Annotated in this window: 23 protein-coding genes; 9 read left to right on the top strand and 14 right to left on the bottom strand. The window is 38.3% G+C overall.

Annotated elements, in window-relative coordinates; all coding sequences use genetic code 11:
• Positions 1–265: 265 nt before the first annotated feature.
• The 3 genes from QOX35_RS04370 to serC all read right to left on the bottom strand — a co-directional run bounded on the left by QOX35_RS04370 (position 266) and on the right by serC (position 3,539).
• Positions 266–1,111 carry a hypothetical protein gene (locus QOX35_RS04370; RefSeq protein WP_283685923.1) on the bottom strand — a complete coding sequence of 282 codons (846 nt, stop codon included), beginning with the start codon at positions 1,109–1,111 and terminating at the stop codon, positions 266–268.
• Positions 1,112–1,542: 431 nt separating this feature from the next.
• Complete coding sequence (locus QOX35_RS04365) at positions 1,543–2,466, bottom strand: NAD(P)-dependent oxidoreductase (RefSeq protein ID WP_283685922.1); 924 nt, start codon at positions 2,464–2,466, stop codon at positions 1,543–1,545.
• A complete protein-coding gene (gene serC / locus QOX35_RS04360) occupies positions 2,466–3,539 on the bottom strand; it encodes a 3-phosphoserine/phosphohydroxythreonine transaminase (RefSeq protein ID WP_135104870.1) in 1,074 nt (357 codons plus the stop codon). Before serC ends, QOX35_RS04365 begins: the two co-directional genes overlap by 1 nt.
• Positions 3,540–3,817: 278 nt before the next feature.
• On the opposite strand from serC, the gene QOX35_RS04355 reads away from it, so the two are divergent.
• The 3 genes from QOX35_RS04355 to QOX35_RS04345 all read left to right on the top strand — a co-directional run bounded on the left by QOX35_RS04355 (position 3,818) and on the right by QOX35_RS04345 (position 7,440).
• Positions 3,818–5,062, top strand: a complete 1,245-nt coding sequence (locus QOX35_RS04355) for a DUF1015 domain-containing protein (RefSeq protein WP_283685921.1) — start codon at positions 3,818–3,820, stop codon at positions 5,060–5,062.
• A 138-nt stretch (positions 5,063–5,200) separates the two neighbouring features.
• On the top strand, positions 5,201–6,364 hold the full coding sequence (gene pncB / locus QOX35_RS04350; protein WP_135104868.1) for a nicotinate phosphoribosyltransferase: 1,164 nt from the start codon (positions 5,201–5,203) through the stop codon (positions 6,362–6,364).
• Positions 6,365–6,378: 14 nt separating this feature from the next.
• Positions 6,379–7,440 carry an NADH:flavin oxidoreductase/NADH oxidase gene (locus QOX35_RS04345; protein WP_283685920.1) on the top strand — a complete coding sequence of 354 codons (1,062 nt, stop codon included), beginning with the start codon at positions 6,379–6,381 and terminating at the stop codon, positions 7,438–7,440.
• Between the two features lie 65 nt (positions 7,441–7,505).
• On the opposite strand, the gene QOX35_RS04340 is transcribed toward QOX35_RS04345, so the two are convergent.
• The 5 genes from QOX35_RS04340 to rfbB form a co-directional block, all read right to left on the bottom strand.
• Entirely contained in the window at positions 7,506–8,147 is a 642-nt protein-coding gene (locus QOX35_RS04340) for a DUF6891 domain-containing protein (RefSeq protein ID WP_252638651.1), read from the bottom strand.
• 96 nt (positions 8,148–8,243) lie between these two features.
• A complete protein-coding gene (gene murA, locus QOX35_RS04335; RefSeq protein ID WP_135104865.1) occupies positions 8,244–9,548 on the bottom strand; it encodes a UDP-N-acetylglucosamine 1-carboxyvinyltransferase in 1,305 nt (434 codons plus the stop codon).
• A gap of 21 nt (positions 9,549–9,569) precedes the next feature.
• Entirely contained in the window at positions 9,570–10,577 is a 1,008-nt protein-coding gene (gene murB, locus QOX35_RS04330) for a UDP-N-acetylmuramate dehydrogenase (protein WP_283685919.1), read from the bottom strand.
• Between the two features lie 33 nt (positions 10,578–10,610).
• On the bottom strand, positions 10,611–11,360 hold the full coding sequence (locus QOX35_RS04325) for a hypothetical protein (RefSeq protein ID WP_283685918.1): 750 nt from the start codon (positions 11,358–11,360) through the stop codon (positions 10,611–10,613).
• A gap of 22 nt (positions 11,361–11,382) precedes the next feature.
• Positions 11,383–12,519: a dTDP-glucose 4,6-dehydratase gene (gene rfbB / locus QOX35_RS04320; protein ID WP_283685917.1), complete on the bottom strand. Its 1,137-nt coding sequence runs from the start codon at positions 12,517–12,519 to the stop codon at positions 11,383–11,385.
• A gap of 204 nt (positions 12,520–12,723) precedes the next feature.
• Here rfbB and QOX35_RS04315 point away from each other — a divergent pair, with 204 nt between their 5' ends.
• The 4 genes from QOX35_RS04315 (at position 12,724) to QOX35_RS04300 (ending at position 18,388) form a co-directional block, all read left to right on the top strand.
• Positions 12,724–14,058 (top strand): NADP-specific glutamate dehydrogenase, encoded by a 1,335-nt coding sequence (locus QOX35_RS04315; RefSeq protein ID WP_135104861.1) that lies wholly within the window; start codon positions 12,724–12,726, stop codon positions 14,056–14,058.
• A 121-nt stretch (positions 14,059–14,179) separates the two neighbouring features.
• Positions 14,180–14,779, top strand: coding sequence for a nitroreductase family protein (locus QOX35_RS04310; protein ID WP_283685916.1), 600 nt, complete (start codon positions 14,180–14,182; stop codon positions 14,777–14,779).
• 50 nt (positions 14,780–14,829) lie between these two features.
• Complete coding sequence (locus QOX35_RS04305) at positions 14,830–15,174, top strand: translation initiation factor (RefSeq protein ID WP_185146739.1); 345 nt, start codon at positions 14,830–14,832, stop codon at positions 15,172–15,174.
• Positions 15,152–18,388: a UvrD-helicase domain-containing protein gene (locus QOX35_RS04300; RefSeq protein WP_283685915.1), complete on the top strand. Its 3,237-nt coding sequence runs from the start codon at positions 15,152–15,154 to the stop codon at positions 18,386–18,388. The genes QOX35_RS04305 and QOX35_RS04300 overlap by 23 nt, the downstream gene beginning before the upstream one ends.
• A 267-nt stretch (positions 18,389–18,655) precedes the next feature.
• Here QOX35_RS04300 and QOX35_RS04295 read toward each other — a convergent pair whose 3' ends face one another.
• From QOX35_RS04295 to QOX35_RS04270, 6 genes are all read right to left on the bottom strand, one after another.
• Entirely contained in the window at positions 18,656–20,059 is a 1,404-nt protein-coding gene (locus QOX35_RS04295; RefSeq protein ID WP_283685914.1) for a DUF3329 domain-containing protein, read from the bottom strand.
• Between the two features lie 9 nt (positions 20,060–20,068).
• Entirely contained in the window at positions 20,069–21,382 is a 1,314-nt protein-coding gene (der, locus tag QOX35_RS04290; RefSeq protein ID WP_135104856.1) for a ribosome biogenesis GTPase Der, read from the bottom strand.
• A 111-nt stretch (positions 21,383–21,493) separates the two neighbouring features.
• Complete coding sequence (locus QOX35_RS04285; protein WP_283685913.1) at positions 21,494–22,042, bottom strand: hypothetical protein; 549 nt, start codon at positions 22,040–22,042, stop codon at positions 21,494–21,496.
• A gap of 25 nt (positions 22,043–22,067) precedes the next feature.
• A complete protein-coding gene (locus tag QOX35_RS04280; RefSeq protein ID WP_283685912.1) occupies positions 22,068–22,646 on the bottom strand; it encodes a hypothetical protein in 579 nt (192 codons plus the stop codon).
• Positions 22,647–22,679: 33 nt separating this feature from the next.
• Entirely contained in the window at positions 22,680–24,548 is a 1,869-nt protein-coding gene (locus QOX35_RS04275; protein ID WP_283685911.1) for an alpha-L-fucosidase, read from the bottom strand.
• Positions 24,549–24,638: 90 nt separating this feature from the next.
• Entirely contained in the window at positions 24,639–25,160 is a 522-nt protein-coding gene (locus tag QOX35_RS04270) for a hypothetical protein (RefSeq protein WP_283685910.1), read from the bottom strand.
• A gap of 147 nt (positions 25,161–25,307) precedes the next feature.
• Between QOX35_RS04270 and QOX35_RS04265 the strand changes: the two genes are divergently transcribed.
• Positions 25,308–25,727, top strand: a complete 420-nt coding sequence (locus QOX35_RS04265) for a hypothetical protein (protein WP_283685909.1) — start codon at positions 25,308–25,310, stop codon at positions 25,725–25,727.
• Positions 25,728–25,735: 8 nt separating this feature from the next.
• On the top strand, positions 25,736–26,641 hold the full coding sequence (locus QOX35_RS04260) for an FAD:protein FMN transferase (RefSeq protein ID WP_283685908.1): 906 nt from the start codon (positions 25,736–25,738) through the stop codon (positions 26,639–26,641).
• The last annotated feature ends 17 nt before the right edge of the window (positions 26,642–26,658 follow it).

Below are 26,658 nucleotides of genomic sequence, written 5' to 3'. Positions count from 1 at the left end.
TCTGCTTAGAATATTGCTTCCTCAAACTGGAAACATGACAGGCTAATTATCAAGTCTTTATTCCTTTTCGCAGAACTTTACACACGCGGTCATGAGAAATATATTTTCACAAAAAGAATTCTAAGACAAATCTAAATTGTTTTTTTAACGTTTTACCTAACGTTTCATGGTTGCTTGTAGTGGGTATTGCGGGGATTAACTGTCAACGATTCAAAAAGTAACACAGGGAGAAAGGATTGTTAATTAGTGACTAGCACTTCGTGTTTTACCTTATTTTCCATTTCCTTTTTGTCATTTCTTTTATTGTTAGCCTTTTAGTCGGACGCAGTTTTGTTTTCTCTGATTCAAATTGTTGATTTGCAACTCCAATAAACCAAATACCAAAATCGCCCATATGCCCATATAAATCTCGATCTATACTATATTTATGACAAATTTCCATGACGCCTATCTTCTCAACTAATTCTATAATATTTTTGTGTCGAACTGGTGAATACCAATGAATATTCGGTTTATTATCCCATTCTGCATAGTTGATGATTAATATTTCTGCATTTTCGAAATCATTCTTAGTAGGCTTATTTTCTTGATTAATCCTTGTACTTGCAATAAGATTGTACCCATATTCTGTATCATGGACTGCTTCCAAGACAACTGCTCCTCCGTAATTTCCATTTTCGAGTTTGAAAACCAAACAATCGCCTTTTTCAAAAGCAGGCTGCCGAATTATTTTCTTTTTCCTTGCTTTCGCTTTAGGTCGCTCTTCTTGAAGGTTTAAAAGAAATCTTTGAAGAATATCCTTTCGCTTCTTAATCTCTTTTTCAGGAGCCTCAAGCCGCCTCCAGACTTCAAGATCATTGCCTGATTCTATTATTTTTCTTATTCGGAGAAACAAATCTTTCTCTAGTTGCTTACATTCCCATTGGGCTTTGGCTAATGCAAACCAAAAATTATTACTCTCTTCAAGATCATCAATTATTTCTTGGTTTTCTCTGATTAGTTTTACTGATATTTCAGCGACTTCAAGCCCATCATTGTATAAATCAAAAAACTCACTGTAAATGTCTGCATAAGTATCATTTGATGATATTGCAACTCCCCAGGTTCCCATATTAGTTATATATTTTTTATACTTTCTAATTTTTCACTTCACTATCCACTTAGATTGTTGATTTGTCACTAACTTGATCGTTACCGCTATAAAATGACGTTGTCTCTTATTCTCGGGAACAGCTGACGATATGCATGAAAGCAAAGATATTGATAATAATTGTCATGAAGAATATCTTGTCCTCATTCTCTGAAAGAATATTACAGTCTAGTTCTCTTGAAAGTATTGAGGCTTGGGAATAAATATTCCTTCGCTACTCTCAGAAAAAAATGTTCGGCAGAGCGAAGCAGAGCCAATGACATATGACTGTAAATGTTTTATATTCCTTAAGTAAGATAAATTCAGTAAAAACAAATATATCTAAATAATAAGAAAGGGATACTCTATGCGAGTATCCCTTTCAAAAAAAGTATAGTTAGATAGGTGTTATCTTACTTTCCATTTACTCTGAAACGTTCATTACCGTTCTTAATGAAGTCTACTATTTGATTGGCTGCAGCAATACCGGCATTGATATTTGCCTCTTCGGTTTGCGCACCCGATTTTTTAGGTGTAGAGAAATATCTTCCTGCAAATTTTTCTGTCATTTCAGCATGATTGCCGGGAAGTACGTCTGTTACATATTTGAAATCTTTACGTTCTTCCATTACCTTCACTATCGAAGCTTCATCTACTACTTCTTTACGAGCAGTATTAAGCAGCAATGCATTTTTAGGCATTTTGCTAATCAACGCATAGTTGATAGAATTAGCAGTTTCTTCTGTAGCAGGCATATGCAAAGATACGTACTGACATGTAGTGTATAATTCTTCAGCAGAACCAACAGCTTTTACGCCTTCTTTTTCGATAGCTTCTTTAGACAAGAACGGATCGAAAGCATAAACTTCCATACCAAAGCCTTTGGCTATACGAGCAACATTGCGTCCTACATTTCCATAAGCATGGATTCCGAGCTTTTTACCTAGAAGCTCTGTTCCCGACGTACCTTTAAAGAAATTACGGATGGCATATACAGCAAGACCAAACACCAACTCTGCAACAGCGTTTGCATTCTGACCCGGAGTATTCATCACACATATATTGTTTGCTGTAGCGGCTTCCAAATCAATATTATCATAACCGGCTCCTGCACGTACAACAATCTTTAGATTCTTAGCAGCATCCAATACTTCCTTATCAAAGATATCGCTACGAATAATTGCAGCATCAACATCAGCTACCGCATCTAGCAATTGTTTCTTCTCTGTGTACTTTTCGAGCAAAACCAATTCAAATCCGGCTTTCTCTACAACTTCTCTGATTCCAGTTACAGCCTCAGCAGCAAATGGTTTGTCTGTAGCAATAAGTACTTTCATTATTTAGCTATTTTCTTTTCAAATTCTTTCATTGCATCTACCAATGCCTGAACACCTTCGATAGGCATAGCATTGTAAATAGATGCACGGAAACCACCAACAGAGCGGTGTCCTTTTAGTTCACACAATCCACGTTCTTTCGCAAATTCTAAGAATGCTGCTTCATTTCCTTCATATTCGGAAGTCATCACAAAACATACATTCATCAACGAACGGTCTTCAACCTGACATGTACCTTTAAACACGGAGCTGCGATCGATTTCGTTATATAGTAATGCAGCCTTTTCTTTGTTGCGTTTATACATTGCATCAAGACCTCCATTCGCTTTCAACCATCTCAATGTTTGCATTGCAGCGTATACAGGAACAACAGGAGGTGTATTGAACATCGAACCGTTTTCGATATGCGTACGATAATCCAACATTGTTGGGATAGGGCGATTTACCTTTCCTAATATTTCATCTTTTACGATAACGAAAGTCACTCCCGATGGAGCCAGATTTTTCTGAGCACCACCATATATCAAAGCATATTTTGATATATCTACCGGACGAGAGAAAATGTCTGACGACATATCTGCAACCAACGGCACCGGAGAATCGAGATCGGTATGTATCTCTGTTCCGAAAATCGTATTATTGGTAGTGATGTGGAAATAATCCGCATCGGTAGGAATTGTATAATCTTTTGGGATATAAGTATAGTTAGCAGCCTTAGATGATGCCACTTCAACTACTTCACCAAACAGTTTAGCTTCTTTCTGAGCTTTACTTGCCCACGTCCCCGTATTCAAATATGCCGCTTTTCTTTCTAGTAAATTAAAAGGTACCATGCAAAATTGCAAACTTGCACCTCCTCCAAGGAAAAGCACCGAGTAGCCCGACGGAATTTCTAATAATTCTTTAAACAGTTCAACTGTTTCGTCCATTACAGCCTGAAAATCCTTGCTCCTGTGGCTTACCTCCATTAAAGAAAAAGAAGAACCATTAAAATCCAGAATAGCTTTTGCTGTCTCCTCCATTGTTTGTTGGGGAAGGATTGATGGCCCTGCACTAAAATTATATTTCTTCATTTTATATATTAAATTAGGGAATTAAGAACTCTTCAATATTAATTTTTGGACTTCAAAATTACTAATTATATATGAAATACTGTGATTAAGAATGACTTTTATTGATTTTAATTTCAAGAATCTAGCAAAATGCTTTTTGTATCAAGGGTATTTGTATTTTTTACATATTATGATACTTTTAGCTATTGTTTTTATATATTTGCATATAGCAAAAAGTAAGATAAGATTGCATTGCCTTAATTGATTTTTAACCTTATAATCCATTCAATTTAAACAGCATGGCCCTAATAAAACCGTTTAAAGGAATAAGACCACCCAAAAGTATTGTTGAGCAAATTGCCTCACGCCCCTACGACGTTTTAAGCTCTCTGGAAGCTCGACTCGAAGCAGAAGGAAACGAAAAATCTCTTTACCGCATCATAAAGCCGGAGATAGATTTTGAAGAAACAATCGACGAACATCACCCCGATGTATATCAACGTGCAGTACAGAATTTCAACAAGTTTCAGGAAAAGGGTTGGTTGGAGCAAGATACTGAAGAGTACTACTATGTATATGCGCAAACCATGAATGGAAAAACTCAATATGGGTTGGTAGTATGCTCTCATGTAGATGATTACATGAATGGAAAGATAAAAAAGCACGAACTCACACGCAGAGATAAGGAAGAAGACCGCATGAAGCATGTACGTGTGAACAATGCGAATATAGAACCTGTATTTTTTGCCTATCCTGATAATAAAGACTTGGATAAAATAATAACAAACACAATATCTACTCCGGCCGAATATGACTTTGAAGCAACAGACGGTGTAGGGCATCATTTCTGGGTAATAAAAGATCAAGAGGATATACAACAAATAACGGATATATTTGCAACTATACCTTACCTGTATATCGCCGACGGACACCATCGCTCGGCAGCAGCAGCATTGGTAGGAGCAGAAAAAGCGAGACTAAACCCTCACCATAGGGGAGACGAAGAGTATAACTACTTTATGGCTGTTTGCTTTCCTGACAACCAACTCAATATAATAGACTACAACCGTTTGGTAAAAGATCTGAATGGATTGAGTGTTTCCGAATTTCTCAAAAAACTGGAAGCACATTTTATTGTAGAAGAAAAAGGTTCTGACATTGAAAAGCCCACCGCTTTACATAATTTCTCGATTTATCTTGACGGCAAATGCTATAGCCTGACTGCAAAAGAAGATACTTACGACGACAACGACCCTATAGGCGTCTTGGATGTGACGATATCTTCGAAGTATATATTGGACGAAATTTTAGGCATAAAGGATTTGCGTTCCGATCAGCGTATCGATTTCGTAGGAGGAATTAGAGGATTGGACGAACTGAAAAAACGTGTAGATAGCAGTGAGATGAAGTTGGCATTGGCCTTATACCCTGTCACCATGAAGCAACTGATGGACATTGCCGACTCGGGCAACATCATGCCACCAAAAACAACATGGTTTGAACCTAAACTACGGTCAGGACTTGTTATCCACAAGCTGGAATAACATATCTTTTCTTTAAAACCGAAACAAGAAAAACTAAAAATAAGCCGATGTTGCAGAACTCTACAACATCGGTGTTCTTTATTTGTTATATAAAAAGGTATATTTGTCAATTATACAATTTAACACCACCACAGAATTATGATAATAAAACATTTTACAGACAACGATCTGTACAAATTTTCTGTCATGCTAGCTATCCAAAAGCTATATCCGTGGGCATACGTCAAATATGCTTTCACGAACCGAGGGAAGACTCAATTTCCTGAAGGATTCGCCGAACGGATGAAAGAAGAAGTAGCATCTATGGCTAACTTGCAATTAACCGCCGAAGAGAAAAAATTTATAAAGGCCAAATGTTATTTCTTCGATCCTGTATTTGTAGACTTTCTTGAAGGATTCAGATATAAACCTGAGGAAGTAACCATCACTCAAGAAGGAGGAGACCTAAGCGTGGTAATAGAGGGCTATTGGTACAGAACTGTACTTTGGGAAGTTCCGCTGCTGGCAATTATCTCCGAGCTTTATTTCCAGATGACAGGAGCTACCCCGCAAAATGTAGAAGAAAATGCAATCATAAAAGCAAAAGCCCTGAAAGAAATGGAGGCCGATTATTCTGAATTTGGTACTCGCAGGCGTTTTTCTTTCGACGTAGAAGATAAAGTTATAGGAGCGCTTCAGGCTCATTCGGGAAAGTACTTCAAAGGGACGAGCAATGTATATTTTGCGATGAAACACAATACGATTCCGATTGGTACAATGCCGCACGAATGGTTTATGTTTCATGGCGCAATATTCGGTTATCGATCGGCAAATATCAAGGGATTGGAAGCGTGGGTAGAAGTCTACGACGGCAGTCTGGGTATTGCATTGACAGATACATACACTACCGATTCTTTTTTCAACTCGTTCAGCCTCAAACAGGCTAAACTATTTGACGGAGTACGCCACGATAGCGGAGATCCTCTTGTTTTTGCAGACAAGGCGATCTCTTTTTATCAACAAAACCGCATAGATGCCACTTCCAAAACATTAGTATTCAGCGACTCGCTAAACCTAGATACAGTTAAGGAAATAAAAGATCATGTTGCCGGACGTATACACGACACGTATGGTATCGGCACATTCTTTTCGAACGATGTAGGATCTAAAGCGTTGAATATCGTTATCAAACTAACGGATGTAAAACTACATAAGAAAGATGCGAACTTCATGAAAGCCGTAAAACTTTCGGATGTAGCAGGAAAGCATACCGGAGATCCGAGAGAAATAGATCTAAGCATAAAAACATTAGGACTGGAATAATAAACAAATAATATATGTCTAAGCTATTTAGTAATTTATCCATACGTAATCTTACTCTCAAAAATAGGATTATCATGTCTCCCATGTGTCAATATTCGGCGCATGACGGTTTCGCTACCGATTGGCACTTTGTCCATTATGCCAGTAGAGCCGTAGGCGGTGTAGCAGTTGTTATACAGGAAGCAACTGCCATTTGTCCCGAAGGTCGAATTTCGTATGGAGATTTGGGTATATGGAAAGACGAGCATATATCAAAACTCAAGGAAATAGTAGCAGCAATCGAAGAAAACAGCTCTATACCGGGAATACAATTAGCTCATGCCGGGCGTAAAGCAAGCTGCGAATTGGGATGGAAAGGTGGAGAGCAAATAAAAGAAGGTGAAAATAGTTGGCAGACTGTAGCACCCTCCCCTATCTCTTTTTATGAGACAGATAATACTCCGGCAGAATTAACAGAGGTTGAGATAGAAAAAATCATATATGATTTCGCTCTCGCTGCGCAACGTTCGATAATAGCGGGATATAAGATAATAGAGATACATGCGGCTCATGGATACCTTATCCATCAGTTCTTATCTCCTCTTACCAACAAAAGAAAAGATCAATATGGTGGTACATTTGAGAATAGAATCCGGTTATTGATTAAAATAGTGGATGCTGTACGGTCATTATTGGATGAAGACCACTCGTTATGGGTAAGGATATCAGCTACCGACTGGGTAGACAATGGTTGGAATCCGGAAGAGTCTACACAATTAGCATCGTTATTGAAAGATAAAGGAGTAGATGTTATCGATGTATCATCCGGAGGTAATCTACCGCACGTAAAAATACCTGTAGGAAAAAATTATCAAGTACCTTTTGCCAAAGAAATAAAAAGTCGGACAGGAATACTTACAGGAGCTGTAGGGCTTATTACTGAAGCCGATCAGGCAGAGGAGATTTTACAAAAGGAGGAGGCCGATCTTATTTTTATCGGCAGAGAATTATTAAGAGACCCTTATTTTGCGCTTCATGCTGCAAAATCCTTGGGAGATGATCTAAAATGGCCTCTTCAATACGAAAGAGCAAAGTAAAAGTATAGAATTAAGCGGCTGTAATGGAAAGGATGACAACCCCTTTTCATTACAGCCGCTTCTCTTTATTCTTCCATCAAATCGAGGACTCTATCATATCCCCATTTTTCGGCAACTTCATCATCGGATGTGAATCTATTTTGCCATTTAAAGTCGACAACTTCGATACGCTTCGATGCAGAGCCATCCCATTCCACAGTAAAGCCCTGATTCTTGAGTTGGGCGACAATTTTGTTACCTATCAATATAGCTTCCTTGTCATTCTTCTCTTTTTCTCCATAGAATCCGATACTTAGCACTCCGGTTTGTATTACACGTTCCAAATCCTGCCCGTGATAATAACAATATCCAATAGGTTTTACCCCATTATCTTCCAGGTCTTGCCATACATCCTGCACATCATATATAGCTTCAGATTGTGTATATCCGGCATTGTGCAACGCTACAATTTTCTCTTTACAAAGATTATCGAAAACGGTATGCAGCTTATCCGTGTCAGTAGGGCGTTGCCATGTTTTACTTTCAGATTCATTTTTCGCATACTCCTTGCCAAAAATATCCCGAATCCACTCTTCAGAGATTTCGCTTTCCCAGCCTTCATCTTCTACAGCTTCAATAGCCTCTGTAATAATATCTTCTAAAGATTCAAATCCTGATTTTATACTAATAAGGAAATGATCATAGAGATACTTTTCATTTTCTGTCATAGTGTAAAAAAAAATTAAGACACTTCCCATCCTTCAGAAACAAAAGAATGTGTACTTGTTTAGTTAGGTATCAATTATTTAAAGTTAATATCAATTCTAGTCCAATCTCATAATATTAGCACCCAGCTGATTAAGACGCACGTCGATGTTCTGATATCCACGGTCTATCTGCTCTATATTGTGTATCGTACTTTTTCCATCGGCACACATAGCGGCAATAAGCAAAGCTATACCGGCACGGATGTCCGGTGAAGTCATCGTTGTGGCACGCATAGGACGTTTTCCTGTACCGATTACCGTTGCACGGTGCGGATCGCAAAGTATTATCTGTGCTCCCATATCGATAAGTTTATCCACAAAGAACAAACGGCTCTCAAACATTTTCTGATGTATTAAGACACTCCCCTTAGCCTGAGTAGCCACAACAAGAAGCACACTGATTAGGTCGGGAGTCAACCCCGGCCATGGAGCATCGGCAATAGTAAGAATCGACCCGTCGATAAATGTATCTATAGTATATTCTTTCTGTGCAGGGATATATATATCATCTCCTCTGCGCTCCAATTGGATACCCAAACGGCTGAATGTATCGGGGATGATACCCAAATCATCGTAGGCTACATCTTTTATTGTAACTTCCGATCCTGTGATAGCTGCCATACCTATAAAACTACCGATCTCGATCATATCGGGCAATATACGATGCTTTGCAGCACCTAAAGATGTTACACCTTCGATACGCAATAGGTTAGATCCCTGCCCATCTATCTTGGCCCCCATCTTGGTAAGCAAACGGCAAAGTTGTTGTATATATGGTTCGCAGGCTGCATTGTAGATTGTAGTTTCTCCTTCGGCTAATACCGCAGCCATAACAATATTGGCTGTACCGGTAACAGAAGCCTCATCGAGAAGCATATATGTACCTTTCAGCTTTTCGGCTGATATATTATATATCTGTTCTGCATCGTTGTAATTAAACTCAGCGCCTAGTTTTTGTATCCCGACAAAGTGAGTATCGAGACGACGACGACCGATTTTGTCTCCTCCCGGCTTAGGCAGAATAGCCCTGCCAAAACGAGCTACAAGAGGACCTATGATCATCACCGAGCCACGTAAAGAGGCACTTCTCTTCAAGAACTCCGGTGTTTGCAAATAGTCTATATTTACATTTTCGGCCTTGAATGACCAGGTATCTTCTGCCACCCTTTTGGTTTCGACACCCATGTCGCTCAATAGACGTATCAGGTTGTTTACATCCAGAATATCCGGAATATTTTCTATAATAACTTCCTCTGCGGTAAGTAATGTCGCACAAATAACCTGTAACGCTTCATTCTTTGCTCCTTGTGGAATAATTTCTCCACTCAAGCGACAACCTCCCTCTATTATAAATGATGCCATGTTTTTAGCTAATATAATTTTTTAATAAATTCTAACTTCGGGTTCAAGCTCGATACCAAATTTATCGTTCACTGCCCCCTGCACTTCTTTCATAAAACTGACGATGTCGTTTCCATCGGTTGTGCCATAATTGACTATAATAAGCGGCTGATTAGGATATGTCCCTACATCGCCTAATCTTTTTCCTTTATATCCTGCTTTATCGATAAGAAATGCGGCTGATGTTTTTACCAACCCGTCTTTATACGGAAAAACAGGCAGAGTCGGATATTCCAGTAAAATCTTATCCGCAGCCTCTTTTGTTATATACGGATTCTTAAAGAAACTTCCGGCGTTTGGCAATACCCTTTCATCCGGTAATTTTCTTTGACGGACACGTATAACAGCATTGCGTACATCCTCAACTGTAGGTTCTTCTATTTCCTCCAGTTCTTTATTCAGGTCTGCATATTTGGGAGTGTAAACGAAAGAACGTTTCAGATGGATAACAACGGATACGATCAAATATTTATTTGTCCTTTTGAAGATACTGTCACGATATCCGAACTCACATTCCGCGTTCGAAAACGAAACAATCTTCCCTGTTTCCATATCTATTGCAACAACTTCACGTATCACATCTTTTACTTCAGCCCCATAAGCCCCTATGTTTTGTATAGGTGCTGCACCTACTGTACCGGGAATCAGCGAAAGATTTTCGAGCCCCACGAAACCACGTTCAACACAATAAGCGACGAGTTCATCCCAGTTTTCGGAAGCATTGACTTCCAGAAACACATCATCGTCTTCGTCATCATCGTCTGATATTTCACGAAGCCCTTTGATATGGGGATAAATCACCAGTCCATCAAAGTCTTTGGTAAAAAACAGGTTGCAACCGCCACCTATTATCAGCTTTTTTTCGTCCGGGTAATCAGATAAACACTTGCGAAGCTCTTCGATTGTAGTGGGCTTGCAAAAAATCTTTGCTTGAGCTTCTGTTTTTAATGAATTGTAATCTTTTAATTGGGTTTGCCTATAATAGTCCATTTCAGGAATTATTGATTCTACATAAATCCGGTATCAACGCTTTCGCTTCAACCAGAAAATTAATATACCCAGTGCGACAACAATTCCAAGAACAATGAGAACTGTCTGCCAATGGGTCATGATGAATTTGATGATAAATATTAAAGCTATGACAGCAAGAATAATACCGACTATTTGCAAAACTCTGCGGATTGTCTGCTTTCTTTTTGCGGCCTTTTCCTCTTCGCTTATATCGAGGATGTCGTCCTCTTCGCTTTCACGACTTCCGTCTATATCTACATGCTCTTCGCTTTTCACATCTTCAAAAGGAACGTAACCTTTTTCAACTTCTTCCGAAATAGATTCGATTTCCTCAAAGTCTACATCTTCAGTCTGAACCAACGCTTCTTCTTCACCCTCGTATATCTCCATCGGAATATCATCAGGATTAATATAGCTATCTTCTACCGCTGACTCTTCGTTTTGATCCAACAGTGATTGATCTTCTGCACTAGTCGGCTCAACAATCTGAGGTGTAAACTTACCGGCTTGCGCCCTTTCGGTATCAGCAAGACGGATAATTGTATCTACACGTGATGAAGCCACTTTTGTGTCAAAGTCTCCGCTCTCAACCATAGATATCAACTCGTCTTCTATAGCCGGATATTTGATCATAAAAGACTTCAAAGCATTCGCGAAATCACGAAAGCGTTGTATCTTTTCTATTTTTGTCTTCACTTCTTCCCCGTTTCCTGAGGATAGGTCAAGCACTTTATCTGCCAATATAGATTTTAGGCGCTCCATAAATAATTAATCAGAAATATATTTATCTGTTTCCGTACATTTGTTCGTAATACTTCATATAGTCGCCCGAAGTAACTTCTTCAACCCAAGTTTGATTGTCGAGATACCAATATATTGTTTTCACAATACCTTTATCGAAGGTCGTCTCAGGCAACCATCCCAGTTCGTTCGATATTTTAGCAGGGTCAATAGCATAACGTTGGTCATGTCCCTGACGGTCTTTCACAAAAGAGATGAGATTGTCGTTGATCCAACTTATATCGATACTTCCATCAGCAGCCACGTCTTTTTTCTTCAATATGTCACGATACTTAGGCTCCTTCTCCATAATATCGTGTATTGTTTTTATTACCAGTTTAACGATCTCGATATTTTTTCGTTCGTTATGCCCTCCTATATTGTACACTTCACCTAAACGGCCTTTGTGCAGAACAATATCGATAGCCTTGCAATGGTCGTCCACGTATAGCCAATCACGCACATTGCTACCATCGCCGTATACCGGAAGCTGTTGTCCTGCCAGAATATTGCGTATAATCAGAGGAATAAGCTTTTCAGGGAAATGGAATGGTCCGTAATTATTCGAACAGCGAGTTATATTAATCGGCATCTTATAGGTTTCGCCATAAGCTTTTACAATCAGGTCGCCACCTGTTTTTGCTGCACTATAAGGAGAACGCGGGTCTAAAGGAGTTTCTTCTGTAAAGTAACCTTCTTCGCCTAACGATCCATATACTTCATCTGTAGATACCTGCAAAAATTTTACCCCTTCGCGCCAAATCGGATAATTATTTTCATCTTTGCCTATAGTCCAAAACTTTCTTGCTGTATCCAACAAATTCTGAGTACCAAGAATATTCACTTGTAAAAATAATTGAGGATTCTCGATACTTCTATCAACATGACTCTCTGCCGCAAAGTTGACAACATAGTCTATCTGATGATCCGAAAAAACTTTCTCTGTAATATTTTTATCACAGATATCTCCCTTTACGAATGTTACGCGGGAGTCTTTCAACTCCTCAGCCAGAGTTCCAAGATTTCCGGCGTATGTAAGTGCATCAAATATAACGAGTTTTGCTTCGGGATGTGTCGCCAACATGCGTTTCACAAAATTCGAGCCTATAAATCCGGCTCCGCCTGTGATCAAGTATGTCATTGTTTTATATTCTTATTTATTATTCATCACAAAAATAAGAAAAAAACAATATTAAAAACATTCGAGACGGTATTATATGAGGTAAATTTATTTATCTCAATCCTTCTATTTTGAAAAACTGTCACGTTTATGTTATATTTTTTAACAAATAGACATTTTTTTCATATATTTGTGGCATCCATAAATCAAAATCCATTTTTTATAATGAAGGTAGAATTAGTATTACAAGACTTAAAACGCAGATTTCCGAACGAACCTGAGTATCTTCAGGCTGTTCAGGAAGTATTAGAATCCATTGAGGAGATTTACAATCAACACCCTGAATTTGAGAAGGCAAACTTAATAGAAAGACTATGCATTCCTGATCGTATCTTTTCTTTCCGTGTAACGTGGGTTGACGACAAAGGCAACACGCATACCAACATGGGATACCGCATACAACATTGCAATGCCATAGGCCCATACAAAGGCGGCTTACGCTTACACGCCTCTGTAAATCCGTCTATATTGAAGTTCCTTGCTTTTGAGCAAACGTTCAAAAACTCACTCACTACGCTTCCTATGGGAGGAGCAAAGGGAGGTTCAGACTTTAGTCCCAAAGGGAAATCTACCGCAGAAATCATGCGCTTCTGTCAGGCTTTTATGCTCGAACTTTGGCGCAACATCGGCCCCGACACAGACGTCCCGGCAGGAGATATAGGCGTAGGTGGTCGCGAAGTAGGTTATTTCTTCGGAATGTACCGCAAATTGGCTCGTGAATTTACAGGAACATTCACAGGTAAAGGGCTTACATTCGGAGGTTCGCTCATTCGCCCGGAGGCTACAGGTTACGGAAATGTATATTTCCTACTCGAAATGTTGAAAACAAAAAACATTGACATAAAAGGTAAAAAATGTCTTGTTTCAGGTTCAGGAAATGTAGCGCAATATACTTGCGAAAAACTGATAGAGCTGGGAGCAATACCTGTTACATTATCAGACTCTAACGGGTACATCTACGATCCGGAAGGAATAACAACCGAAAAACTGGAGTATGTAAAAGAGTTGAAAGAGCTTTACAGAGGCCGTATCAGCGAATATGCAGAAACATACGGTTGCAAGTATGTTCCGAATGCACGCCCTTGGGGAGAAAAAGGCGATATCGCATTACCATCGGCAACACAGAATGAAATAAACGGAGAGGATGCAAAAAAACTCGTAGCAAATGGTGTTATCGCAATATCGGAAGGAGCTAATATGCCATCTACACCTGAGGCTATAGAAGTATTCCAACAAGCGAAACTACTCTATGCACCGGGTAAAGCGGCAAACGCCGGAGGTGTTTCTGTATCCGGATTGGAAATGACACAAAACTCGGAGCGCATAAGCTGGTCTGCTGAGGAAGTTGATAAGAAGCTGAAATGGATTATGCAGAATATCCACGAAAATTGCGTGAAATACGGTACAGAAAAAGACGGATATGTAAACTATGTAAAAGGTGCTAACATAGCCGGATTTATGAAAGTTGCTAAAGCCGTAATGGCTCAAGGCATCGTATAAAGCCGTTTTATGAATAAAAGAGGCTGAGTAATTACTTTTACTCAGCCTTTTCTTTTCGCTGAAATCCATAAAAATTAATTTATATCTTTGCAATACTTCAACAATAAAACATCTGCCAAATATGAATAAAAAATATATACTTTTCGGTCTTATAACTATTTGTAGTATCACTTTTATGAGTTGTTCTCAAAAAGATGAAAAGCAAATAACAAAAAAAGAGGCCACCTTATCAGCAATCTATAACAGAAAAAGTGTACGCCGTTTTATCAAAGACAGACCTGTTTCGAATGAAGATGTTCAGGCACTAATAAAGGCCGGTATGTCTGCACCATCGGGAAAAGACACCCGTCCGTGGGAATTTGTGATTATAAATGACAGGGCTATATTGGATAAAATGGCAGAAGAACTGCCTACAGCCAAAATGTTATCTCAAGCGCCAATGGCAATTGTTGTTTGTGGAGATACCATCCGTTCTTCGTACTGGTATCTCGATTGTTCGGCTGCAACAGAAAACATTCTTCTGGCTGCCGAAGCGATGGAGCTCGGCGGCGTGTGGACTGCCGCTTACCCCTATCGGGACAGAATGGCTACAGTGATAAAGCATACGAATATGCCAGCACAAGTCCTACCACTGGTAGTAATACCAATAGGCTACCCGATGGGAAACCATTCGGTAAAAGATAAGTATGACGAAAAGAAAATACACATGAATAAGTGGTAGTTTTATACATCTACCTGAAATAATCCGTATTTTTGTAATGAACAAATACCATCGATATGAATGATTGGAAAGACCGTCTGAATGTTGTGTATTCCACAAATCCGGACTTCAAATATGATACAGACAAGGAAGAGGAGCAAGATACCCTCCCGAAAGAGAAACAGCAATTACGCATCCAGCTCGATAAGCGCAACCGAAAAGGGAAAGCGGTGACTCTGATCACAGGATTTGTAGGAACAAGCGAAGATCTGGAAGAATTGGGTAAATTCTTAAAGGTTAAATGTGGTGTTGGCGGATCGGCAAAAGACCACGAGATAATTGTACAGGGAGATCTCCGTAACAAAGTATTAGAACTACTCCAAAAAGAAGGGTATGTCAAATCACGCATCATTTGATGATGAAATAAACTTATACGTATATAAAGCCTCTGCCGGCTCGGGAAAAACACACCGACTGACAGAGAAGTATCTTAATTTGCTTTTCTCGTCCCCCTTTGCATACAGGCATATACTCGCTGTAACCTTTACCAATAAGGCTACAGACGAGATGAAAAGCCGTATAATAGAAGAGTTGGCAAATATCGCCACAGGGAAGGAATCGGATCATATAAGTTTTCTCTCGAAAGAATATAAATACAACGAAGAACAGGTAAGAAAAGAGGCTCGGGATATACTGGTGCGTATCCTACACGACTATTCGTCTTTTTCGGTAAGCACTATCGACAAGTTCTTCCAACAAACAATGCGGGCTTTCACCCGAGAAATCGGCTTAGGTGGTGGGTACAATGTAGAACTGGATACAAACAAGGTACTCGGCGAAGCTATCGACTCCATGCTGTACGATCTGGAACAGACAGACAATAAACTATTGTTGGATTGGTTAATCCGTTTTTCGGAAGAAAAAGTAGAAAACGGAGAAACCTGGAATATCCGCAACGATATACAATCCCTATCGTCCGAAATATTTAAAGAAAGCTACAAAGCATACAGCAATCAGGTGCAAACAGACATTAGCAATAAGCAGCTGATGACCGACTACAAAGATATGCTGTTTACCATTATCAGGGATTTTGAAAAAGCATCGCAGCAGATCGGAGAAAAGGCATTGAACATAATGTCTCGCTTCGGGCTCAAAGGTGAAGATTTTAAAGGAGGAACCCGCTCTCCGTTTATTAATTTCTTGAAATGGGCTAACGGAACGATTGCCGAACCAACAGATACGTTCCGCACGTTAGCGGATAACCTTAGTGGCTGGTACACCAAAACGACAGGTTCAGCAACACGGGATAAAATAGAAAGCGTATACCCTGAACTCAACATCTGTGTATGCGACATCATAAACCACTATGATAACTCACTGATATATCAGACAGCATACGAAATAAACCGTTACTTCTTCACATTAGGAATCCTGGGAGACGTAGACAAAAAAATACGAGAATATAGAACAGAGAATAATATCATGCTAATTTCGGATACGACCGAACTGCTAAACCGTATCATAGAGGGCAATGAATCCCCGTTTATATACGAAAAGGTTGGTCAACGAATCAATAATTACATGATCGACGAGTTTCAAGACACATCGGGCATGCAGTGGCAAAACTTTCTTCCTCTGGTAAAGGATAGCCTTGGCAGCGGAAACAAAAACTACATAGTAGGTGATGTAAAGCAAAGTATTTATCGTTGGAGAAACTCAGACTGGAAACTTCTGGATGAACAACTCGATATCGATTTCCGAAGCGAGGGCATAGAACATGATACGCTGGATACCAACTGGCGGAGCTCCCGCAATGTTATTTCTTTCAACAATGCAGTATTCTCTATTGGTTCGGCATTGCTGCAAGATACATTTAACAGATCATTGCAAGATATTGATAATGCAAGGCTCAAGCCATTCCTCACACGGATAACAAAAGCTTACGACGAACTGTATCAGGAGATACCCGAAAGCCATAAAAAAAACGAAGGGCGAGTAAGAGTAGAGTTTATTGATACTGACGAGCATATATGGCAGAATTATGTATTGGAGCAATTACCTATCGAGATAGAACAGTTGCAGGAAAGAGGTTACAGCCTCAAAGATATTGCCATACTGGTACGCACAAAAAAAGAGGGAGCAGATGTAGCAAATTGCTTGTTGGAATATAAAAAGCTACACCCGGATTCAAAATATCGTTATGATATTATATCCGATGAAGCGCTGTTTGTAAGCAACTCAAAGAGCATCAAACTTATAATTGCCCTACTAAAGCATTTGCACAATCCTTTGGATAAATCGTTAAAGGCCTTGGCTGTTTTCGAATATTTCAAATACAGCAAGCAAATGAATGCCGAAGAGGCGCTGCTCAAATACTTCTCGGCAAAAGACGATCTGCCTCAACAGGTAGAGGACAGGCTAAACCATATACGAGAACTGCCATTGTATGAAATGACGGAAGAGATCTTCAATCTGTTTCGTGAAGCTATGGAAAACGATGAGCAGGTATATATACAATCGTTTTTAGATATGGTACTCGATTTCACAGTTCGTAATTCTTCCGATCTGGATGCATTTCTCAGATGGTGGGACGAGACGGGTACAAATAAAACTATTTTCACTCCGGATGGTCAAGATGCGATACGGATTATGACAATACACAAGTCGAAAGGGCTGGGTTTTAATGTTGTACTGATTCCCTTCTGCAACTGGGAGATAGATCATAAACTAACTACAATATTGTGGTGTCATCCACAGACAGAACCATTCGAGAGGCTACACCTCGTTCCTGTAAAATATTCACAAAAGCTAAAAAACACCATTTTTGCTTACGAATATTTTGATGAGCGGCTTCATGCATTCATCGACAATATCAATGTTTTGTACGTGGCTTTCACTCGTGCAAAAAACGAACTGATAGCTTATGCTCCCAAGCCGAAAAAGGAAGAAGTGAATAATATATCGTCTTTGCTATGGGCTACAATAAACAGCGGCTCTGTAGGGAATGGCAAGCAAGCTTACACAGACTTGTCTCAACACATAGATGAAGAAACTGCGACTTTTGAAATAGGTGAAAATTATATACCAATCAAAAAAGTTACACACAGATCGGTAGAAGAAATCAGTGTAGATAGCTTATCAAGCATTCCTTATGACGAAAGAGTAAAACTATTGCTGAAAAACAAGTACTTTTTCACCGACACCGGACAGCGAGACTACGGCACTCTGATGCACGAAATAGTGAGTAAGGTAAAAACAATTGACGACGTACAGAAAGCTGTAGAAGAATATCACATTGCCGGAGAAGTGACTGCTACTCATAAGAGCAAGATAACAGGACTACTAGAAGAATATCTTTCCAATCCTCTGGTCGCCCCGTGGTATAGCGGTGAATACAAGGTATTGAACGAGATACAGATATTACAGCCCAAAGGCAAATTTGTTCGTCCCGACCGTGTAATGATAAAGGGTAAGGAGGTTATTATTATTGACTATAAATTCGGCGAAAAGGAAGACAAAAAATATATCCGTCAAGTGAAATATTATGCTGATCAGATCCGTAAAATGGGCTACACCGACATAAAAGGATATATTTGTTACATCAGATTAGGTAAAATTGTAGAAATATAATTTGTGGAGAATCCTTTACAAGAGCCGACTTCAGGAAGCTTTGACATTCCAATTAACTAATTATTTAACTATTTTACTATTTTTAATACAGTGTAAATAAACTATTTACACATATTCTACGTTTATATTATGTGTTTTTCATAGTATTAGATTTTAAGGTTAACAATAAAGATTGGTTGTCGTGATGACAACCTTTTCTTTTTTATATAACCTCTAATACAATAAACGATTAAATAATATCAACGATAGGTATCCGGTCTTCTCTCCTCAATCTGCCTTTACGGCTCTTACCGACCTTACACCATAGTAGAAAGCGTATTTATTGTTCAACCATTGATCAGGATTTGTGCTCAGGTCTTCGTAGTGAAATTTGCTATGAACAGCAACCTTGTCGGTAAACACAATATCTTGTATTCCATTAGCCACCTGCTCCTTCAAAGATGCTTCCCGAGCCTGATAGACATCCGATATTAACTTCATTGATGGGTATTTTCTATAATAATCTATACCATATAGACTAACTAATGCTATTATCGCTATCAAATTCGCATATTGGAACAACGTCTGCCTTATTTCTATATTCGCATACAGGATACCAATGGCGATAACTATAAAAACAATCTGCCCGAACATAGCCCAAGCAGGGAAAACAGGTGATACAATCATTATAAAGAAAGAAAGTTGACCTGCAACAAAGAATACTACTGCTGCAAACAAAACCTTTTTATATTGGTCTTTCTCCATATTTTTTCGGCTCTTGAAAAAGAGAAATAAAAAAAATAAAAAGAGTAGCGAAACAGGAAGCATATAGGGCAAATATCGAATAGACATCATATCCGATAAGTTTGACCAGAGAGTTTCAAATATTGATAATCCCTGCTCTCCTCTCACATTTTGCTTAGCAACGAGTGCCGCACGAACATAATTTCCGGGTGCGAGAATCATCAGAGCAAAGCCAAGGCATAATCCAATCAAACCTGTGACTGCCCATTTAGGAAGTTTCAAGTTTTTCTTATAATAGATACAAAAAGTAAAAATTAATAATATAGCAACTGAGGCGGTAGATTCATTTGTCCATCCGGCTATGATTCCTGCGAAAAAAAATAATACAGTTTTATAAAGTTTATCATCCGTACGCTCATCAAAAAAGTAAGACACATAGGGATATATAAATAGTATAATGAGTAAGGTTCCCCACAGATAGTTAGCACTTCCTGTAATCCAAAACACATCAGAGGTAAACCGGGGAACAAGAAACCAGACAGATACACTGATCAGTATCAGCAAAAAGGCGTTGGTTGACTTACCCTTATTGCAAATACAGTACATTGAGCAGATTAGAATTACATAAGCTAATGTATTTAATATATCATTGAAGGGTGTACCTATCCACAGAAGAAATTGGGCTATGAAGTGAACAACCGACCGTCCACCCCAATTGAAATAATGGGCATACTGAGATTCGAGTATATCTTTAAAGCTGGCTATCTTTTCATTGCTGGAAGGAAAACCATAATCGACCAGTACCTCTCTGAATGAATAGGCCCAATCGTCGGCATGGAGAGGGAATAAGTAGTTAAAGTAGTAAATAGTAGCACCAATACAAAAAAGTACAACTACAAAGAGAAATCTTTGTAGTTGCAAGTTTTTTGTATTTAGCTTATCTATCATACATAAATATTATTTCTCTCTGATAATGATATTGATCGGAGTACCCGACAAATCCCAATTATCACGAATACGATTTTCGAGAAAACGTTTGTATGGATCTTTTATCCATTGAGGAAGGTTACAAAAGAACACAAACGTAGGAACATGTGTATTAGGTAACTGCGTAATATACTTTATCTTGATATATTTTCCTTTATTCGCAGGAGGCGGAGTGCGCTCTATAATAGGGAGTAATATCTCATTCAGCTTATGTGTTGGAATCTTAGTTTTTCTACGACCATAAACTTCTTTAGCTGTTTCTAACACTTTCAGAATACGTTGTTTGGTCATAGCCGAAGCAAAGATGATCGGGAAATCAGTGAAAGGTGCCAATCGTTCCCGAATTGCATTTTCGAAAGTCTTTATGACAACCAGTTCCTTATTCTCTACCAAATCCCATTTGTTTACACAAACGACAAGCCCTTTACGGTTTTTCTGAATAAGAGAAAATATATTCATATCCTGACTCTCTATCCCTTGCGTAGCATCAAGCATCAGAACACAAACGTCTGAATTTTCTATCGCTTTTATGGAACGAATCACCGAGTAGTATTCCAAATCTTCGGTAACCTTTCCTTTCTTACGGATACCCGCAGTATCTACAAGATAAAAGTCCAGATTAAACTTATCGAACCGTGTATAAATCGAATCACGTGTTGTGCCTGCGATATTGGTTACAATATTACGCTCCTCATCCATCAAGGCATTTACCAAAGATGACTTCCCTGCATTAGGTCGCCCAACAATGGCAATACGTGGTATATCTTCGAGATGTTCCTCTTCTCCCTTTTTTGTAAACTTGGTTATTATCACATCCAAAAGATCTCCTGTACCTGAACCGTTGATCGCCGAAATATTAATAGGATCACCTAAGCCGAGAGCATAGAACTCTGCCGACTGAGCGTGCAAATTAAAATTATCTGCTTTATTGGAGACAAGAAGGATTGGTTTCTTTGAGCGGCGAAGCATGTTTGCAACGCTCGAATCCAAATCTGTAAGTCCGTTCATTACATCTACCATAAACAGAATTACATCAGCTTCTTCTATAGCAATGGCTACTTGCTTATTTATTTCATTTTCAAAAACATCCTCAGAATTCACAACCCATCCGCCTGTATCCACAAGCGAAAAATCCTGACCACCCCACTCTACTTTTCCGTATTGGCGGTCACGGGTCGTACCCGAAGTTTCATCGACTATAGCCTGGCGACTTTCTGTCAATCGATTAAACAGGGTTGACTTACCCACGTTGGGGCGTCCAACTATAGCTACTAAATTTCCCATATTTGTATATTGTACTCTAAATTTTGTGCAAAGGTACGTATTTTTATTGAAAACACTTTCAACGAAAAAGGCTTGCGTGTGCAAGCCTTTCATATTTTTATAACTTATATCCTATTGAAAGTGTGATACTCGTGTAATCCACATAATCGTATCGCCTACAGGCAGGCTCGTTTTGTGGGCACTTTTAAGAGCATCATCTAAAGTGAATTTTTCTGTCGGTATGCCCTCAAATAGTGAAATATTCTTATCTGTACTCTTATATCCTACATAATGCTGTCTTATCCTCAGATTTTTTTTACTACCACTTCCATAGTATTGCTCTATGCCTCCTGTTGTAATATACAACAAAGTATCATTCTGGAAGCGATACGGGCTGCGCTCTTTGACTATATCTCCTTGATTTACATAAACAAAATCATCATCGAACAATATATATGTATCAGTAGGGTATTGTTCATAGAGACGAGTAAAGACGGTTGCGGGATCAAATTTCTTTGTTAGAACTGTATCAGGACCCGATACAGTACCTTTATAGATATTAAAGTCTGTAATAGACGAACTAATATATCGTATATTATCCGTCTTATTTTCGTTGCTGCATGCTATCAACAAAATTGCAGATAAGATAAAAAGTATATATCGTTTTTTAGAAAAAATCATCTTACGGTCAAATTAGATTTAGGAATCATTTGAACTGATAAATTGCATTACACCATACAAGAGTATCTTTCGGGTCAGTCATCTCGCTCAGTGAAGAAAGCCCTCTCATTTCGAGCGTTTTCTCCAAGCTTACAGCCTGATTAAACGAACGTATAGTATCATTACCTCTTTCGTTACGATAACGCACCAAAGCTTTAACCCTATATAAGTTATCTGCATTACCAAGAGCCACAAATACTTTATGCCAAGTCTTGTTTACCGTATCAAGTTTATTTATAAATAGAGAATCTTTTTCGTAAGCATAGCTGGATACTATTTTTTTTTGTCCTAAAGAATCAACATAAGTCAATTTATCATTGTCAAATTGAATCCTTATATTATCATATAAATCATATTTATACGAACCTTCAAAGAAATAATTTGCCAACTCAGTTCTTCTCAATTCATTAAATTGCACTTGCTTTCCACCTGTAGCCGAACCCGCATACACGGCGAGGCTAGACAAGTCTACATTTGTTACCTGTAGTACACCATCCACTTCCTCTTCACTCGAACAGCTAACAAAAAACAGTGCGCAAAATATTATATATAATATACTTCTCATTATCCGGCTTGTTTTTCTAAAACGTAAAGATAATCAAAACAGTTTTATTCCTGCCACAAAATAGTTATCTCCTGAGTCGACAGTCTCTATCGGTTCTAATTTTATATAGCGGGCTTTTTCTGATTTCGTTGCAAACAAAGTAACATCTTGTTTTACCGGGTTATTGGCTATATTGTTGAAAATAGCATTCTTCTTCACTTGTGTCCAATTCTTACCATCTAAACTGATATAAAAATTATATCTGAGAATATTTGATGATTGTACTTTATTGAAAGGAATATAAGTAAAACCTTTGATTAACACAGCTTCACCCAAGTCGATTACCAATGGAGTCTTTTTCTTTACTTCAAGGATAGTATTATCATCATTATCTGTAATTTTTGACAGATCAGCAACAGGCGATACTAATTTCCATTTAGATGTAGAAAGGCTCTTATTATTTTCTTTATTTACTACTTCTGTCGCCGAGAATAATTCGGGAGCATTATACAAACTTACTTTGCTGATTAGCGGACAAGCAAGAGCAGTAAAGCTTATTTTCAGTTTTTGAGTAGAGATCGCAGGGAAGCGTAAAATGCGTTTATAGCCTATTGTTGTAGCATCCGTCAAATCTTTCCAAACTCCGTTATCCCAATATTTTACACTAAACGATGCCACTCTTTGCCCCAATGGGATATATTCTTGTAATGCCAAACGGTTAAATGTCTTCGCTTGTTTCAAATCAATTTCAATAGACGGATTTAATTCACTATCGTCTGTAGCCCAATACGTATTATAGTTATCGTCAAGCAGGTTTGCAACAGAATATTGGGCAGCGTTGTCTCTCACATTACTTGCTTTTATTTCAGCGCCTTCAATCAAATCTTTACTAAATGATTCCTCTCTTGCTTTACGAAACTCCATCAAACGAATAGAGTCATTCGCATTAATACGCCCTGTGCGATCGGGAGGAACATTCAACAACAAGTTAGAATTACGTCCGACTGAAGTATAATATATATCCATCAATTTATCTACCGACTTTACCTTATCGTCTGTAGACGGACTATAAAACCATCCCGGACGAATAGAAACATCCGTTTCGGCAGGAACCCATGCTTCACCACCTTGCACTCCTGTATTTAAAATATCTACAGACGGTGCTCCGTGTCCCGGTTCATAGCCCTTGATATTAAGTGTAGACCAGTTAGTCTTACCTGCAACACCTTGCTCATTACCCATCCAGCGACAGCCGGGGCCTACATCACTGAATATTACAGCTTGAGGTTGATTTCTATATACTGTATTATGAAATAAGTTCCAATCATAGACTTGTTTTTTGCCGTCTTTTCCTTCTCCGTTTGCACCATCAAACCATTGCTCAAATACTTCTCCGTATCCCGATAGCACTTCGTTCAATGTATTTGCAAAAACCTGATTATATTCAGGAGTTCCATAAGCAGGATGATTTTGATCCCAAGGAGACAAATAAACTCCAAACTTTAAACCATATTCGCGGCAAGCTTCAGAAAGCTCTTTCAAAAGGTCTCCTTTTCCATCTTTCCAAAGGCTTTCTCTTACTGTATGCGTACTATATTTACTTGGCCACAAACAAAAACCATCGTGGTGCTTTGCCGTGATAATAATACCTTTCATGCCTGCGGCCTTCGCTGTAGCTGCCCATTGACGACAATCCACATGGGTAGGATTAAATACCTTCGGGTCTTCTTTTCCATTCCCCCATTCTACATCCGTAAAAGTATTAGGGCCAAAATGGGTGAACATATAGTATTCCATTTGTTGCCAGTTGACCTGATCTTGCGTTGGTATCGCTCCATAAGCCTTTAGTGGCTGATTCTGGGAATTAGCAGTTTGATATAAAAATAAAAAAAGGAAAAAGGTTAAACTCAATTTGAATTTCATGTTATCTCAGTTTATTAGAACTATAAAATAAGTTTGGTAATTCTTTTGCTTGAACGAAACAAAAGAACAAAATATTATAAACAGGTTAATTTATCTGCCAAGCGCTTCTAAATTTGCAGCCCGCAATTGTTTAGGGAAAGTACAACTTTCGTCTATTATATAAACCCACTTGGGATTTTTTATTATTTTCTTCGAATTTGAGCTACCGAATGTACGATCACCATCCTCTACAGGATCAAAATATTCGGAAAAGTCCACTTGTTCGTTTTCTTTAGACGAAATAATAAATATACGATTCGTCATAATGAAATAACCATAAGTCTTTTCTCCCGGCTCATACATTTTGTTCCATTCATTATCGAGAGCTGTAATATCCAATTTCAACACGCCTTTATCTTTCGAAAATAAAATTTTGGTTACCGGCCAAAGATATCCGTTTTTCCTGCGAAAAATAAAGTTGCTGATATCGGAAGCTAAATGTCCTATCTTTTCATTCTTCAACGAGTAACATGATAAAATCAATTTATTTACGTCACCGTCTGAATGAGAAATAGCAAATATCTCGGATAAAAAACAGACACAGAAAATTGTTAAGATTGCAGCTTTTTTCATAATAGTACTAATATTTCAGCGTCACAAAAATACACTATTTTTTCTCTTTTCTGTGCTTAATATTATAAATGCTATAAATAGTTAATCTTTTTTATCAGATCAGACTAATAATTTATTTTTGTATAAAGTTATAAAATAGTTAAAGGCATGAATAATATTGTTCAGATATTGAAAAAAACCGGCCTTTTTTTATTTGGAGTTCTATTAGTGATTTGGGGCTATAAGGTAAATGCCGCCAATACTGAAGAAAAAGCCAAAGAGGAAAAAGAAAAGAATACAAAAGAAGTTGAACAGCCCATCGTCTTACCCCCTGCTGACGAACCCAAAACCGAAGAGCAGCCCGTAAAAGAAGAGGTAAAGAGTTTAACTGCTCCGGCTAAAGTATCGACTGAAAAGAAAAAAACAGAAAATGTGAAGCCTAAAGCTTCTACCACACCCCAGACAAAAAAATCAGCAACAGCTGTAGAGAGTAAAAAGGAAAATCAGACGGAAGAAAAAAAGGTAGAGGAAGTCAAGCAAACCGTTATAGAAAAAGCAACACCCGAAGAGTCGTCAGGAACAGAGTAAACCTGTAAATGGAATTATTATACAAAGCCCAGACCCGATTCTTATTCCATTCGCATATAAAAATCAAGCTATCTGCTTTTTACGAAGAAAGCATATTTGATGAATTATTTGCGATTCTCGAACATGTGGATAAGAAATATAATTCGTATCAAGCAGGTTCTTATTTCGACATGATAAATAAGAACAGCGGCAGCTTTGTAGACGTTGATGAGGAAACTATATATATACTAAATCAGGCAATTACAATCTCAGATTTCTTTAATGGGACTTATGACATTACAGTTATGCCACTTATTAGGCTGTGGGGATTCTATAAAGATGAGCAACGGCAAATACCCTCAATCAAAGAAATAGAAGATGTAAAAAAGCTGATTGATTATAGGCACATAGAGATAAACGGGAAAAAAGTCAAGATAAAAAAAGGGCAGGAAATCATTACAGGTTCGTTCATAAAAGCCTATGCAGTAGATCGTCTGACTGAAAGAATGCTTGAATTGGGTATAAATGATGCGATAATCAATGCCGGAGGCAGTACGATAATGGCAATAAATAACGAATCGCACCCACGATGGCAAGTCATGGTGAGGCATCCCCAAACGGAAGAAGTTTTATTCAAGTTAAACATTGCAAATCAGGCATATTCTACATCATCTCAGTCCAAAACTTTTGTAAGTATAGATGGTAAAGAATATGGGCATATACTAAATCCTATTACTGGTTTTCCGTCGGCAAACAAGCAGGTGGGAATTATCAGCGACAATTGTATGATAGGCGATATGATCTCTACGGCACTGTTTAACGAATCGGCAGAAGGTTTTTTAAAAAAGATTGATCTACTATCAGAACATTACAACATAAAAGGTTTTATGCTCGATAGTGATAATAATATTATATACACTCAAGATTTCAGATAGTTATTTCAAATTAAAAT

The organism is Dysgonomonas sp. Marseille-Q5470 (assembly GCF_951230145.1).
Taxonomy (GTDB): Bacteria; Bacteroidota; Bacteroidia; order Bacteroidales; family Dysgonomonadaceae; genus Dysgonomonas.
This window is presented reverse-complemented; position numbering and strand designations above follow the sequence as displayed.

Excerpts from the sequence above, each read along its gene's own strand:
- QOX35_RS04370 (WP_283685923.1), bottom strand. The coding sequence starts at position 1,111 with ATGGGAACCTGGGGAGTTGCAATATCATCAAATGATACTTATGCAGAC.
- QOX35_RS04365 (WP_283685922.1), bottom strand. The coding sequence starts at position 2,466 with ATGAAAGTACTTATTGCTACAGACAAACCATTTGCTGCTGAGGCTGTA.
- serC (WP_135104870.1), bottom strand. The coding sequence starts at position 3,539 with ATGAAGAAATATAATTTTAGTGCAGGGCCATCAATCCTTCCCCAACAA.
- QOX35_RS04355 (WP_283685921.1), top strand. The coding sequence starts at position 3,818 with ATGGCCCTAATAAAACCGTTTAAAGGAATAAGACCACCCAAAAGTATT.
- pncB (WP_135104868.1), top strand. The coding sequence starts at position 5,201 with ATGATAATAAAACATTTTACAGACAACGATCTGTACAAATTTTCTGTC.
- QOX35_RS04345 (WP_283685920.1), top strand. The coding sequence starts at position 6,379 with ATGTCTAAGCTATTTAGTAATTTATCCATACGTAATCTTACTCTCAAA.
- QOX35_RS04340 (WP_252638651.1), bottom strand. The coding sequence starts at position 8,147 with ATGACAGAAAATGAAAAGTATCTCTATGATCATTTCCTTATTAGTATA.
- murA (WP_135104865.1), bottom strand. The coding sequence starts at position 9,548 with ATGGCATCATTTATAATAGAGGGAGGTTGTCGCTTGAGTGGAGAAATT.
- murB (WP_283685919.1), bottom strand. The coding sequence starts at position 10,577 with ATGGACTATTATAGGCAAACCCAATTAAAAGATTACAATTCATTAAAA.
- QOX35_RS04325 (WP_283685918.1), bottom strand. The coding sequence starts at position 11,360 with ATGGAGCGCCTAAAATCTATATTGGCAGATAAAGTGCTTGACCTATCC.
- rfbB (WP_283685917.1), bottom strand. The coding sequence starts at position 12,519 with ATGACATACTTGATCACAGGCGGAGCCGGATTTATAGGCTCGAATTTT.
- QOX35_RS04315 (WP_135104861.1), top strand. The coding sequence starts at position 12,724 with ATGAAGGTAGAATTAGTATTACAAGACTTAAAACGCAGATTTCCGAAC.
- QOX35_RS04310 (WP_283685916.1), top strand. The coding sequence starts at position 14,180 with ATGAATAAAAAATATATACTTTTCGGTCTTATAACTATTTGTAGTATC.
- QOX35_RS04300 (WP_283685915.1), top strand. The coding sequence starts at position 15,152 with ATGTCAAATCACGCATCATTTGATGATGAAATAAACTTATACGTATAT.
- QOX35_RS04295 (WP_283685914.1), bottom strand. The coding sequence starts at position 20,059 with ATGATAGATAAGCTAAATACAAAAAACTTGCAACTACAAAGATTTCTC.
- der (WP_135104856.1), bottom strand. The coding sequence starts at position 21,382 with ATGGGAAATTTAGTAGCTATAGTTGGACGCCCCAACGTGGGTAAGTCA.
- QOX35_RS04285 (WP_283685913.1), bottom strand. The coding sequence starts at position 22,042 with ATGATTTTTTCTAAAAAACGATATATACTTTTTATCTTATCTGCAATT.
- QOX35_RS04280 (WP_283685912.1), bottom strand. The coding sequence starts at position 22,646 with ATGAGAAGTATATTATATATAATATTTTGCGCACTGTTTTTTGTTAGC.
- QOX35_RS04275 (WP_283685911.1), bottom strand. The coding sequence starts at position 24,548 with ATGAAATTCAAATTGAGTTTAACCTTTTTCCTTTTTTTATTTTTATAT.
- QOX35_RS04270 (WP_283685910.1), bottom strand. The coding sequence starts at position 25,160 with ATGAAAAAAGCTGCAATCTTAACAATTTTCTGTGTCTGTTTTTTATCC.
- QOX35_RS04265 (WP_283685909.1), top strand. The coding sequence starts at position 25,308 with ATGAATAATATTGTTCAGATATTGAAAAAAACCGGCCTTTTTTTATTT.
- QOX35_RS04260 (WP_283685908.1), top strand. The coding sequence starts at position 25,736 with ATGGAATTATTATACAAAGCCCAGACCCGATTCTTATTCCATTCGCAT.